The sequence below is a fragment of the Haematomicrobium sanguinis DSM 21259 genome, assembly GCF_000688395.1.
Classification (GTDB): Bacteria; Actinomycetota; Actinomycetes; order Actinomycetales; family Micrococcaceae; genus Haematomicrobium; species Haematomicrobium sanguinis.
The window spans coordinates 21,624-34,962 of record NZ_JIAG01000001.1 but is presented as its reverse complement, the minus strand read 5'-3'; the positions used below and the strand labels follow the sequence as shown (position 1 = coordinate 34,962).

Sequence of the window (13,339 nt, the reverse complement as noted above, 5' to 3'; positions counted from 1 at the left end):
ATGCGAAACGAGGGGGGTGCGTGTGAGTAGCCCGCGCAAAGGTGAGAGACTGGGCAACGATGCTAACGCCGTCGAACCTCAAAAAACTCATCCGGGAACCTGCGCAAGCCGCGCTGGGACTGGTCTCGCGCGGATCCGAAGAGATCCTCAATCTGCGCATCAAATCCGCGATCTCGCGCGGATACGTGCCCGCAGTGCTGCCGTATACGGGCTACGGGACGGTGGACCGGGTGCGCGTGCTGGGGCGGGTGCTGCTGGTGAATCCGCGACCGTCGTGGTGGGGGAAGTCGACGAATGTGCGCGGTTGGCGCTCGTTCACGAGCCTCCCCATTGCCGACGCTACCGTCCGAGTCACGATTGAGGGCAAGTCTTTCGATGTGCAAGCGGATGACGGCGGAGTTGTCGACGCGGTCCTGGACGCGAACCTTGAACCCGGCTGGCACACCGTGTCGATGCAGGTGCAGATGGGCGAGTTCGGGATGTCTGAAAGCGCCGAAGCGCAAGTGCGGATTGTGAACCCCGAGAAGCAGCTTGGCATCATTTCCGATATTGACGATACGGTCATGGTTACGGCGCTGCCGCGTCCAATGCTTGCCGCGTGGAACACTTTTGTGCTGGATGAGCACGCCCGTATGCCTACCCCGGGGATGTCGGTGTTGATGGAGCGGTTGACCGCGGCACATCAAGATGCCCCGGTGATTTATTTGTCCACCGGGGCCTGGAACGTGGCCCCGACGCTACGGCGCTTTTTGACCCGCAACCTGTACCCGGCAGGACCGTTGCTACTGACCGACTGGGGGCCCACCCGCGAGCGATGGTTCCGTTCCGGCAAGGAGCACAAGCGCTCCAACTTGCGCAGAATCGCGGAAGATTTTCCGCACTTCACCTGGATTCTTATTGGTGATGATGGTCAGGCCGATGAAACCATTTACGCCGAATTTGCTCGCGAATTCCCCGATAAGGTGGCTGCCATTTGTATTCGCGAACTCTCCGTCGGTGAGGCCGTGTTGGCCGGTGGCCGCTCGCCGCACCGTCTGTCCCGCACCACCCCCGGCGTCCCATGGGCGTATGCGCCGGATGGTGCTGGACTCGTGGCGCAGCTGGAGCAGCTGGGATTGCTGCCGGAGTCGGCGAAAGTGCCGCAATCGGAGGAGCGGCTCTGACCCTTCTTCACGTCCTTGAGGGTGCTGAGGGGTATTAAGGGCTGAACCTCTTGCACGTCTTCGCCGGTGGTGGAATAGTCTTCACTGACCTGGCTAATGCGACCAGGAATGTCCATCATGAGATCTGGAGGATCGGCCATGGGTGTGAGCGATAACGTGAACAATGCGGCACAGGATTTGACCGGCAAGGTCAAGGAAACCGCGGGAGACGTCACCGGAGACGACAAGCTGAAGGCAGAGGGTCTGGGCGATCAGATCAGCGCCAACGTCAAGGACGGTTTGGAAAACGCGCGTGAATTCGCCGAGAACGCCGGCGAGAACATTAAGGAATTCGCCGGCGATGCCTCGGAGAACGTGAAGAATTTCGCCGAGGACGCTACCGAAAACGTGAAGAACTTTGCCGAGGACGCTACGGCGAACATTAAAGAGGGTCTGGGGAAGCTTTTCGGAAAGAAGGATTCACCCAGCGAGTAACTTCGTGGCAAAACATCTGACGTTTTAGCAAACTTCCGGTAGTCTCACAGTGAGAGTGCCGGAAGTTTTCTTTTCACCATTCCAACCTTCCAGGAGGAAGCGACCGTGGAACTACGCCGTCCAGCCGTCACCGAGTACATTGACCGCATCGAATCCTACGAGCCCTCCGTCATGACGGTGGCGCCACGCGCGCATGCCAGCACAGATGCGCCGACACTGAGTCTGAACGGATCGTGGAAGTTTCACTATGTTCCCACGGTGGATCAAGTCCTCGATGACGGCTGGCAGGCGGGGGAGAACAGCGGCGATTGGGACGATATTGTGGTCCCCTCCAGCTGGCCGTTTGTCGGATACGGCAAGCCGAACTACACCAACACCAACTATCCGTTCCCGCTGAATCCGCCGCATACCCCGCAGGAAAACCCGGTGGGACATTACGTACTGACCTTCAGCGCCGGCCCTGAATATCAGCCGCATGCCGTGTTGCGTTTCCAGGGGATTGAATCCCATGCGATCGTCTGGCTGAACGGTGTAGAACTCGGTGTCGCCACCGGTTCACGGCTCACCAATGAGTTTGACGTTTCGGGTGTGCTGGTGGAGGGAGAGAACACCCTTGCCGTGCAGGTCGCAAAATACTCGGCCCAGTCCTACGTAGAAGACCAGGACCAGTGGTGGCTTCCGGGTATTTTCCGCGATGTAGATCTGATTGCCCGGCCCGTCGGCGGAATCGAGGACGTGTTCGTCAAGGCGTCCTATGACGCAGAAACCGGTGGCGGCCTGTTGCTGATTACTTCCGATGCCGACGACGCGACGGTCTCGATCGAAGAATTGGGCATCACCGGCGCACCCGTCAATACCGAAATTGTCATTGACCAGGTGGAACCCTGGAGTGCGGAATCGCCGAAACTCTATGAAGCCCGCATCGCTACCGAGGCAGAAACCCTCACGGTGCGTGTCGGTTTCCGCACGGTCAGCGTGGAAAACGGGATTCTGCTGCTCAACGGCTCCCCGATTAAATTCCGCGGCGTCAACCGCCACGAGTTCCACCCGGATTACGGCCGAGCCGTACCGGCGGAAACACTGGAGCGCGAGCTTCGCCTCATGAAGCAACACAACATCAACGCCATCCGCACCTCCCATTACCCGCCGAACGCCGCGATGCTGGATCTCGCGGATGAGCTGGGACTGTACGTCATTTTGGAAGCGGACCTGGAGACGCACGGCTTTGGCACCCGGCCCGGTTGGGAAGGTAACCCCAGCGTGGAGCCGGAGTGGAAAAAGAACTTGATTGACCGCATGACCCGCACGGTCCACCGGGACAAGAATCACCCAAGCATCCTCATGTGGTCGCTCGGAAACGAGTCCGGCACGGGAGAGAATTTGGCCGCGATGGCCCGCACCGCCCGCAGCATTGATGACACCCGGCTCGTCCACTACGAGGGTGATCGCACAGTGGATTACACCGATATCCATTCGATGATGTACGAGACGGTGGCCAATATGAAGAAACACGGCCGCGTCCCCAATCCAGACAAGCCATTCATTCTGTGCGAATACGCGCACGCCATGGGCAACGGCCCGGGCGGACTCAGCGAGTACCAAGAGCTCTTCGAGCGCTATGACCGTCTCGCCGGGGGGTTTGTTTGGGAATGGCTAGAACACGGTGTGCGCCAGCGCGATGAGAATGGCACCGACTATTTTGCCTACGGCGGCGACTTCGGCGAAGTCATCCACGATGGCAATTTCATCACCGACGGCCTGGTCGACCCCGATCGAAATCCGCGCCCCGGCCTCAAAGACTACAAACGCGTCATCGCCCCGTTTGCGATCACCGTAGCGCCGGATAAGTCCAGCGTCACCATCACCAGCCGCTATGACTTCATTGACAGCGATCACGTTGATTTCCATGCTCGGCTCGAGCGCGGTGCCGGAGATATCGAACGCCTCGACCTCGATGTGCCGACAATCGGCCCGCGCGAGACTGTCACCATCCCGCTCCCCGAACGCGCGCAGGACGCGAGCGCCGTGCTGACGGTCAGGGCGGCATTGCGAGACGCCGCGCCCTGGGCCGACGCGGATCATGAACTCGCTTTCGGCCAAGCCGACGTAGCAGTTCCGCTCCAGGAAGCCCCCGCCTCAGAGCAAACTGCCATCCAGACTGCCCCCCAAGCCGAGCCAGTGCAACAAGGGGGAGATGGGGAGATCACCCTCGACCTCGGTAATAATCAGAGCGCCACCTTTGATCAGGCGACCGGCCAACTCACCGCGATCGGCAAGCTCAGCATCGGCGGTCCTCGCCTCGTGGTGGATCGCCCGGTCACGGACAATGACCGGCTCACCGACTGGATGACGCCGGAGCCGAACTCCATGGCTGTTGAATGGGAGCGCATGGGGCTCGCACGTTTTGAGCGCACGCTGCAGAACATTGCAACAGAGGCGACCGGTCTCATCATCACCACCCGCTGGGCGCCGCCCGCACTCTCGCACGGTTTCACCCTTGAGGAGCGCTACAGTGTGAGCAACGGCGGCCTAACCTTGAGGGCCACCGCCACGCCATTCGGCACGTTCGCGGCACCGCTGGCCCGGATTGGCCTGGAGTTTGTGCTGGACTCGCCCACAAATAGCGTCAGTTGGGCCGGGTTCGGGCCTGGGCAAAAGTACTCGGACACCGGCCAGTCCAACCACCTTGGCTGGTTCACCACGAGTCTCGTCGACTTCCAAGAGAACTATGTCCGCCCCCAAGAAAACGGCCGACGCGACGCGGTCCAATGGTTCGCGCTGGATGACACTCTGGAAGCCGCCGCCTCTGACCACGCCTTCGGCCTGACGGTTCGCCCGTGGTCGGAGTCCGCGCTCGCACAAGCCGACCACACCAACGAGCTGACCCCGGACGGCAAGACGTACCTCATCCTGGATGACGGTGCGAACGGGATCGGCACCGCTTCCTGCGGCCCGGGCGTGCTCCCGCAACACAAGCTCTTCGCCCGCGACGCGCATTGGCAGGTAACGTTCAAGGCATGAAAGCCCTGTTGAACATTATTTGGCTCGTCTTTGGCGGACTGTTTCTCGCGATCGGTTACTTCCTGGCCGGAGTCATCTGCTGCCTATTAATCATCACGATCCCGTTTGGCATCGCGTCCTTCCGCATCGCCTCCTACGCGCTCTGGCCCTTCGGCCGCACGATTGTGGACAAGGGCGGCAGCACCGGCCCGATCTCCTTCGTCGGCAACGTGATCTGGTTCGTCGTCGCGGGCCTCTGGATCGCGATCGGCCACGTGGTTTCGGCCCTTGCGCAAGCCATCACGATCATCGGCATCCCGCTGGCCATCGCGAATCTGAAAATGATCCCGGTCTCGCTCATGCCGCTTGGCAAAGAGATCGTCCCGACCAGCACGGACATTCGCACCGCCTAAACCAGCACCGCCCAGCCCCCACCGCGAGTTGCCATGTGCAACGCTTTTCGGTCGCACTTTTGCGTTGTAGATGGCAAGTCGCGCGAGGGCGGTGAGGCGCGGGTTGCGTTGGTGAGGTGGTTGCCAAGGTGAGGTACGACGGCGGGTGGTGGCCCGCCGTCGTGCGTTTCCGGGGTGTGGGGGTGCTTCAGGCGCCCCGGTTCGCGCCGAAAGGGTGGAGTTGACCGCGGCGCACGATGGGCAATATATTTATATATTGAAATATGTCATCATCGCTTTGTACCTAGGAGGGTAAATTGGGGGCTGGGCACGATCACGCCGTTGACGTGAAGTCGAAATCACAGCGGCGCAACCTGCTAATTGTTTTTATCTTGATCGCCGGATTCATGGTGGTGGAGTACATCACCGCGATCATTACCAACTCGCTCGCGTTGCTGGTGGACGCCACGCACATGCTGACCGACGCGACCGGCTTGTTCATTGCGCTCTTGGCCGCAACCCTCGCGCTGCGTCCGGCAACGTCGCGAAAGACCTGGGGCTTTAAGCGCGCCGAAGTTGTGGCCGCCGCATTCCAGGCGCTGATCCTCTTGGCGGTCGGCATCTTTGTCATCATCGAGGCGATTCGACGGCTGTTCGAGCCGCCGGAGGTCGGTTCCGAACTCATGCTGTGGGTCGGCGTTCTCGGCCTGATTGTGAACCTCGTGGGCCTGTGGATCATCTCCAAGACCGAGAAGAACTTCAATATCCGGGCCGCGTTCCTCGAGGTGCTCAACGATACGCTCGGTTCGGTGGCCGTGATCGTCGCGGCGATCGTGATTGCCACAACCGGCTTCGATCAGGCGGACTCGATCGTGTCCTTCATTATCGGCGGTCTGATCATCCCACGTACCTTGAAGCTCCTCTTTGAAACGGTGGGCGTCCTGATGGGCAACGCGCCCAAGGGCTTGGACATGGACCAGGTGCGCGAGCACATGCTGGGCATTGACGGGGTTCTCGAGGTGCATGACCTGCACGCGACTCTCATTTCCTCGACGACTCCCGAGCTGTCCGCCCACGTGACGATTGAGCCGGAGGCGTTTGCCAACGGCAAGATGCTGGAAATTCTCAAGAACCTCCAAGAATGTGTTGCTAAACATTTTGATGTGTCGGTGGAACACTCCACGTTCCAGCTTGAACCGCCCGCGTATCAAAAAGAGGAGACGATCCACCACTAATGAGTACCCCTAAATCCGATTCGGAAAGACAAAAGCGTGTCCGCACGGTGATCTGGGTGGTTATCGCCGTCATCGTGCTGGGAGTCGTGGTCGGCTTGATTTACGCAAACGTCCTGCGTGGGCAAGCCGATGCTGGATCGGCCGACAACACCGGTGCGCAGGGCGCCTCGAGTTCGGCCTCTCCGGGTGCTCAGAGTTCATCGAGCGCCCCCAGCGGCGGTGCGCTGCCCGCTCAGGACCCGTCCGCTACTGCCGATCCCGCCACCTTGGTGCGCGAGAACAGCATCATGCTCAACAGCAATCCGGATGCGAAGGCGCAGATTGTTGAATTCCTCGACTTTGAATGCGAGGCGTGCGGCGCGTTCTATCCGGTGATGGAGGAGTTCCGAAAGGCTAACGGGGACAAGATTGACTATGTGGTCCGCTACTTCCCGCTACCCGGTCACAACAACAGTATGAATGCTGCCGTGGCCGCGGAAGCCGCCAATCAGCAGGGCAAGTTCGAGGATATGTACAACAAGCTCTTCACCACCCAGAAGGAGTGGGGCGAGAAGCAGGATTCTCAGGCTGAGTTGTTCCGCAGCTATGCCGAGCAGATCGGTTTGGATATGGCCGCTTATGACAAGGCCGTTGCAGATCCCGCCACGCAGGCCCGGGTACAGTCCGATATTGACGACGGTAAAGCACTCGGAGTGAACTCCACGCCGACGTTCTTTATCAATGGGCAGGTTGCGGACTTCAAGGGCATGAAGACGGCCCAGGATGTTCTGGACTACTTCAACGGGTTCGTGAAATAGCGCGAAGCCCCTTGTTTGGCGCCCCGTGGAAACGTATGATGTTTCCACGGGGCGCCTTTCTCTAACCTATTGCGATGACGGGATGGATTCGCGGAGGGGTGCTCGTAGATCGGGGGCTTTTGCCATGAATCATCAAACAAATAGCGGCGTTGTTGCTAAAGAATACGGTCGCCGGACCATCCTGGGTGGAGTCGCGATCTCGCTGGCGGGCGCCTGGGGACTGGCCGGGTGCTCGTCCTCGAGCCCACAAGGAAGCTCTAACCTCGACGCGAATCGCGTCATGCCGCCGGAAGGCGGCCCCAAGACCACCCCGACCGAAGGAATTCAGTTCCCACCGAACTACAAGGGGCCCAAGGCCTACACACCGGAGCCGCTGGTCAGCGAGCCGGTAACGTTGCGGGTTGCCGTGCCACAGGCGACACTCGTGGGCGACTGGAACACCAACGCCATGACCAAATGGTTTGAAAAGCGCACCGGGGTCAAGATCGAGTGGATCGTGTTGCCCGCCGGCACCGACGGCACCACCAAGGTCAACACCATGATCTCCTCCAACGAATTGCCGGACATGTTCTTGCTGAATCCGCTCTCAAAGTCCGCCATGTATGCCTATGCGAAACAAGGCATCTTCTTGGAGCTGAAAGACATTGTTGCCAAGTACTGCCCCAACACGACCTACATGCTGGACACCTTCCCGGAACAGGCCAAACCTCTTTACGCTCCCGACGGCGGCCTGTACGCGATGCCGCAACAAACCGACTGCTACCACTGCCGAGTCGGGTGGGGTCGAGTCTGGGTGCACAAGCCCACCATGGACGCCCTTGGGCTCAAGATGCCCACGAACACCGCAGAATTTAAGCAGGTCTTGGAATCTGCCCGCCAGCAGCGCCCCGGCATCCAGGCGTACACCACTTACACAGACCCCACACCCGGCGGTGCGCTGCGTTACGACATGATGGTCCAGGGCGCCTTCGGTTACTACCCCGGCAGCGAGGCCGCCACTAAGCTCCTTGCGGTCCGGGACGGCAAACTGTATTCACCGCAAACGGAGGACACTACTCGCAACGGACTGAAGTACCTTGCCGAATTGCGAAAGAGCGGCGCAATTGACCCCGCGCATTTCGCGCAGTCGATCGATCAGCTCAAGAAGCAGGTCGCCGACGGCAACGCACTCATGATCGCCGCGGTGTGGCCGGGCGACTTCACCGACCCCTCCGACCCCAAGGTGGAAGAATGGGTTGCCTTGCGCCCCTTCGACGGGCCGCAGGGCAAAGCAACCGTGGCATGGAATTACTACGTGGGCATGTCCCTCAATGTGCTCATCACCAAGTCCTGCAAAACCCCAGAACTGGCGGCCGCCTGGGTTGACCAAATGTTTGAGTTGGAAGCAACTCTTGCCTCGGTCTTCGGCATCAAGGGCGACTCCTGGGATTGGTCCAAGGAAGGCGCCAAGGGCTTGACCGGAGAACAGGCAATCTACTGGGGTAACTTCAGCGAGGCAAACCAGCAGGATAAATCCTGGGCGCAAAATGCACCCACCTTCCGCTCCCTGGATTTCCGCGACGGCCAAGAGGTGCAACCCAACAAGGTGAACCTAGAAAAGACCCTGCGCGAAGTGTCGGAAGAACTCTACTTCCCCTACGCCGTCCCGCAGGATCAAACATTCCCGCCGGTATTCCTGGACGATCAGCAGTCCGCGGCCGTCGCCACCCAAGAGGTGGACGTCTTGAGCTATGTGCAGCAGTCGCTGACCGAATTCATGTCCGGAAAACGCGACCCCAATAGCGACTCGGACTGGTCGGCATACCAAAAGGGCGTCACCGATCGCGGCATGAACGTCATTATCGACACCTACCAGAGCGCCTACGACCAGTACGGAAAGTAATGAGCACTAATCCTGATACCGCTACTGATTCACACGAATTCCTCATTACGCACGCGGACGCGGGCGAGCTTGTGGCCCGCGCCGCCACCATCCATGAAGCCCAGCGCGCGGTCCGCGACCTGATCCTGGCGGGGTATCACTCCCTCGTGGTCACGGTTCCCACAGGGACCATCTACCTCGAAGAACCCGTGGTGTTCACCAGCGAGGACTCCCCACAAGGAGCCGGTAGCGTCACGTGGCGAGCCGCCGTTCCCGGTCACACCCGCATCTTCGGCGGCCGACGGATCACAAGCACTTGGGAGCAGCGTCAAGACGGCACCCACCAAGCCACCATCGCCGCCGGCCTCGACTTTGACGAACTCTTCATTGACGGACAACGCCAAACCCTGGCCCGCTACCCCAATTACACCGAGGGCGAGATTCTTCAAGGAACGGCCGCAGACGCCCTCAGCGCCGAACGCGTTGGCACCTGGAGCAACCCCGGCGAGGGACGGGTGCGCGCCCTTCACAAATACGAGTGGGGCGGAAATTCCTTCCGGATCACCGGAACCGAGCCCAACGGCGAACCCACATTGGACTGGGTGGGCGATAACCAGCGCGGCTCTGAATACGACCCGCAACACGTGCTCGTCGAAGGCATCCGCGAGGAACTCGACGCCCCCGGCGAGTGGCACTATGACCCCGACACCGGCACGCTGACCATTTACCCGCTGCCCGGCACCGACCTCACAAACGCGATCATCGAAACCGGGGAACTTGACGAACTCATCGTGATCCGCGGCGAGCGCCCCGAAGAGCCCATCCAGGGCATCCGCATCGAGGGCATCACACTGGGCCGTACGCACCGCACTCTTTTCAACTCAACCTACGAACCGCTGCTCATGGGGGACTGGTCCGTTGTCCGCAAGGCGGCCATCCACCTACAAAACACCCGCAATATCCACCTCGAAAATTGCGGCTTTGACTCCCTCGGCGGCAACGCCGTCCTCATCGACGGCTTCGCCCAAGACTGCAGCATCACCCACTCCACATTCCGCAACAATGGCGCGAGCGACATCCTGATCCTCGGCCACCAGTCCGCCGTGCGCAGCGCGTCCACGTGGGACAACACCCTCCGCACCGTCACCGACCGCATTCCGGGCCCGCAAACCGAGGATTACCCTCGGGACATCACTGTCTACGGCAATACGATGTCCCGCATGGGCCGCCACGAAAAACAAACCGCCGCGGTCAACATTTCCATGGCACACCGCATCACCGTGAGCCACAACACCATCCACGACGGACCGCGTGCCGGCATCAATATCAACGACGGCACCTGGGGTGGCCACCTCATCCAGGGCAACAGCCTGTGGAACATGGTCCAAGAAACGGGCGACCACGGTCCCATCAACGCTTGGGGCCGCGACCGATTCTGGCCCGTCCCCCATGACAACACCAGCACCACCGAACGCGCCCTCGCCGCGGGGCTCGATGCGCGGGACACCACCCACATTTGCGGCAATTACATCTGGCACTCCAAAGCCTGGGCGATCGACCTTGACGACGGCTCCTCCAATTACCGTTTGTGCCACAACCTGCTCGCCAACTCCGGCATCAAACTCCGCGACGGCTTCCACCGCACAGCCGAAAACAACATTCTGGTCAACGGCAGCATCCACATCCACCAGTCGGAATCACTCAACTATGACGTGGTGACACGCAACATCATCCTGGGCCGATACCCCTACCAATTCGCCGGAACCCCGGACCCCGCGGACGCCGGTCGCCTCACCGACTACAACGCCTTTTGGAACAACGGCGAGCCCATGAGCATCGACATCCCCACGTTAGATGCGGCCACAGCAGGCGACACCGCCGCCTTCGACGCCCACTCCCTCATTGCCAACCCGGATTTCCGCGGCGGCAACCCCTGGGATAACCCCGGAATGCGGGATTACACCGTGATGAATAAGGAACTGATCAGCGCGCTCGGCTTTGAGCAACTCCCCACCCGATTCGGCGCGCCGCCCACCAACACACAAACCGACACCCCGCCTCCCATCGATTGGGAAGACACCGAACAATGGGACGCCACGAGTGCGCAGACCGAGGTGTGGGGCGCCTGGGTCACCGACATCGCCACCGCCGAATTTGCCTCCGCGGTCGGGCTGGACACCAACAGCGGCGCGTTTGTCCACACCTTGACGCTCGGCCCCTTCAAATCCGCCCGCGTCCAACCCGGCGACGTGATCCGCACGGTGGACGGCCGCGAGATTCGCAGCACCGCGGAACTCCTGGACGCAGCCAGCACCGGCACGCCCCGCACCATCGAGGTGTGGCGCAACCAGGCGCCCGTCGTGTTGACCGCCTAGCTGACCGCCTTTAAAAACGCCAGCAGATTCGGCGCACCCGAGGTCACCCCGAACTCGCCCTCCTCGATGAAAGTGGCCGCGGCAACATCGCCGTGAATCGCGACCAACCACGAGTGCGTGCGCGGCGGGTTATCGGTCCCGAACTCAGCGGTGCCGCTCTTGGCCATGGCGGGCGGCGCCGGCAGCTCCTGCAAAATCGTCGTGGTCCCGTTGATCACCGTTTGCCGCATGAGGGTTTGCAGGGCGGCCGCCTCATCCGCGGTCAAGGAGGTGATGTTCGACGGCGATGCCACCTCACTGCTCGCATCTCCCGTTGCCGTGGGGTCACCAGAGCCGGTAGTCGTGGGCTCGCCGGAGTCGCTCGGCGTCGCCTGCTCGGACGGTTTCACAAGCACCGGAGTGACCCGCTTCCCGGCGCCCACGGATGCGCCCGCGGTTGCCAGGGCTAGCGTCGAGGTTTGCACTCGGCCCTGGCCGATCATCGACGCGACGTGCTCAAGACCGGAATCTTCTCGTGGCACCGAGCCCCAAAACGCGTCGGCACCAAACTCCGGCACCTCAACACCGATGCCGAGACTTGCTGCGGCGTCTGCTAACTCGTCCTGGGACACGTTCGCTGCCTCATTGAGGAAGAAGGTATTACAGGAGTAGCCAAATGCCTCTTTGAACGGAATCGAGAGATTGCCACTGGCCCCGTTTCCCGGCGAATTTTGGAAGGTGCGCCCATCGATGGTGGTGGTGGCCGGGCACTGGACGGTCGAATCCGGAGTAAGTCCCTTGCGGATCAGGGCAAGCGCGCCGGCCATTTTGAACGTCGAGCCCGGGGCGAAACGGCCGGTCAACGCGGCGTCAGTGGCGCCGTTATTCGGTCCGTTCGCCGCCGTGAGAACCTCCCCGGTCGACACTTTAATTGCCACAATAGCTGAGGCGGAAGGCTCGTCCTTGATGGCCTGATCTGCGGCGTTCTGTGCTTTCGCATCCAGCGTGGTTTGCAAGGGTGTGCCGGGTACGGGGTCTCGGTTGAACAGCACCCGCGCCGCCGACCAGTCGTAGAGTTCGCCCGCGTTCTTGGCTTGCTCGTACACCTCTTTCTCGGTGACCCGCACCGTGACACCGGGAGTTCCGTGCAACTGCTGGTCATAACGCTGTTGCAGACCGCTCAGCCCGACAATCTGACCGGCGCTAATCTCCCCGTCCGACTTTTCGATAATTTCTGCGGTCGCTTCCCCGGTGGAGCCCAAGAGCATGCGTGCAAAGTCTCGGGTGGGTGCCAGCGCGCGTTCTCCCGGAACGGTGACGGCACCGCGAATCTCGCCCAATTGCGCGTTCGTGGGGGTGCGTTCGGGGCCCTCGCGCAGAGTGATCGCCGGGACAAAGGCCTGATCCCCGCTGGCCTTGCCTTGGGCGATCATATCGGCTGGATCGATGTCCAACAGCTGTCCCAGGGCGGTGGCCGATGCCGCAAAGTCGCCGTCGGCGAGCTTGACCTTGTCGATCCCGATCGTGACGACGGGGCGGTCGGTGACAATGGCGGTGCCATCGGCGCCCAAGATGTCGGCACGCTCGGGGAATTCGCGCTCCAGCCGCAACATCTGGTCGTCTTGGAGACCGGAAATAAGGATTGATGGCGACCAGTCTGCGCTCCACTGCTCATCCCCCTTGGTCAGGGGAACCTCCGTGGAATAACTCCACCCCAAATCCTCGCCCTGGCCATCGCGCCAGGCGAGGCTGAGCGTGGCGGAGGCATCGCCGTCGTTCTCCTTCACTGGCCCTGCGCTCGCCACCGGAACGCACGGTTTCATGGCATCCAGGATCTCGGCGAACTGCGTACTCGCGCTACCGGTGCCGCCGGTGAGCGGCGCATCGGCGATTTTCCCGGAGTTGATGGCGTCCACCAGTTTCGCGGCGGCGTCATCGGGTTTCTGGCCGCTCGGGATGCAGGCGCTCAAAACCGGGACGACGAGCGCTATCAGGAGTGCACAGAGCAGGGCGCGCAGGGGGAGGCGGTGCGTGCGGAGCATGGGTACCTTTGCGAGAGTGGG

Annotated in this window: 9 protein-coding genes; 8 read left to right on the top strand and 1 reads right to left on the bottom strand. The window is 61.3% G+C overall.

Annotated elements, in window-relative coordinates:
• The first annotated feature begins 59 nt into the window (after positions 1 to 59).
• The 8 genes from O148_RS0100135 to O148_RS13805 all read left to right on the top strand — a co-directional run bounded on the left by O148_RS0100135 (position 60) and on the right by O148_RS13805 (position 11,297).
• Complete coding sequence (locus tag O148_RS0100135; RefSeq protein WP_035744150.1) at positions 60 to 1,163, top strand: App1 family protein; 1,104 nt, start codon at positions 60 to 62, stop codon at positions 1,161 to 1,163.
• A 117-nt stretch (positions 1,164 to 1,280) separates the two neighbouring features.
• On the top strand, positions 1,281 to 1,637 hold the full coding sequence (locus O148_RS17275; RefSeq protein ID WP_157374428.1) for a CsbD family protein: 357 nt from the start codon (positions 1,281 to 1,283) through the stop codon (positions 1,635 to 1,637).
• A gap of 105 nt (positions 1,638 to 1,742) precedes the next feature.
• The gene (locus tag O148_RS0100125; protein ID WP_051619628.1) at positions 1,743 to 4,658 is read left to right on the top strand and encodes a glycoside hydrolase family 2 TIM barrel-domain containing protein; all 2,916 of its coding nucleotides are present in this window, start codon (positions 1,743 to 1,745) and stop codon (positions 4,656 to 4,658) included.
• A complete protein-coding gene (locus tag O148_RS0100120; RefSeq protein ID WP_026529309.1) occupies positions 4,655 to 5,050 on the top strand; it encodes a YccF domain-containing protein in 396 nt (131 codons plus the stop codon). Before O148_RS0100125 ends, O148_RS0100120 begins: the two co-directional genes overlap by 4 nt.
• A gap of 326 nt (positions 5,051 to 5,376) precedes the next feature.
• Entirely contained in the window at positions 5,377 to 6,264 is an 888-nt protein-coding gene (locus O148_RS0100115) for a cation diffusion facilitator family transporter (RefSeq protein WP_240470747.1), read from the top strand.
• Complete coding sequence (locus O148_RS13810) at positions 6,264 to 7,061, top strand: DsbA family protein (protein ID WP_051619627.1); 798 nt, start codon at positions 6,264 to 6,266, stop codon at positions 7,059 to 7,061. The genes O148_RS0100115 and O148_RS13810 overlap by 1 nt, the downstream gene beginning before the upstream one ends.
• Positions 7,062 to 7,185: 124 nt before the next feature.
• Positions 7,186 to 8,943 carry a type 2 periplasmic-binding domain-containing protein gene (locus O148_RS0100105; protein ID WP_157374427.1) on the top strand — a complete coding sequence of 586 codons (1,758 nt, stop codon included), beginning with the start codon at positions 7,186 to 7,188 and terminating at the stop codon, positions 8,941 to 8,943.
• The gene (locus O148_RS13805; protein ID WP_051619626.1) at positions 8,943 to 11,297 is read left to right on the top strand and encodes a PDZ domain-containing protein; all 2,355 of its coding nucleotides are present in this window, start codon (positions 8,943 to 8,945) and stop codon (positions 11,295 to 11,297) included. Before O148_RS0100105 ends, O148_RS13805 begins: the two co-directional genes overlap by 1 nt.
• On the opposite strand, the gene O148_RS0100095 is transcribed toward O148_RS13805, so the two are convergent.
• Positions 11,294 to 13,318, bottom strand: coding sequence for a penicillin-binding transpeptidase domain-containing protein (locus O148_RS0100095; RefSeq protein ID WP_026529306.1), 2,025 nt, complete (start codon positions 13,316 to 13,318; stop codon positions 11,294 to 11,296). The two genes, O148_RS13805 and O148_RS0100095, sit on opposite strands and share 4 nt — an antisense overlap.
• Between the last annotated feature and the right edge of the window lie 21 nt (positions 13,319 to 13,339).

What these genes read in the sequence shown, in the direction of transcription:
- O148_RS17275 (WP_157374428.1), top strand. Translation starts at nt 1,281, where the DNA reads ATGAGATCTGGAGGATCGGCCATGGGTGTGAGCGATAACGTGAACAAT.
- O148_RS0100120 (WP_026529309.1), top strand. Translation starts at nt 4,655, where the DNA reads ATGAAAGCCCTGTTGAACATTATTTGGCTCGTCTTTGGCGGACTGTTT.
- O148_RS0100105 (WP_157374427.1), top strand. Translation starts at nt 7,186, where the DNA reads ATGAATCATCAAACAAATAGCGGCGTTGTTGCTAAAGAATACGGTCGC.
- O148_RS0100135 (WP_035744150.1), top strand. Translation starts at nt 60, where the DNA reads ATGCTAACGCCGTCGAACCTCAAAAAACTCATCCGGGAACCTGCGCAA.
- O148_RS13805 (WP_051619626.1), top strand. Translation starts at nt 8,943, where the DNA reads ATGAGCACTAATCCTGATACCGCTACTGATTCACACGAATTCCTCATT.
- O148_RS0100095 (WP_026529306.1), bottom strand. Translation starts at nt 13,318, where the DNA reads ATGCTCCGCACGCACCGCCTCCCCCTGCGCGCCCTGCTCTGTGCACTC.
- O148_RS13810 (WP_051619627.1), top strand. Translation starts at nt 6,264, where the DNA reads ATGAGTACCCCTAAATCCGATTCGGAAAGACAAAAGCGTGTCCGCACG.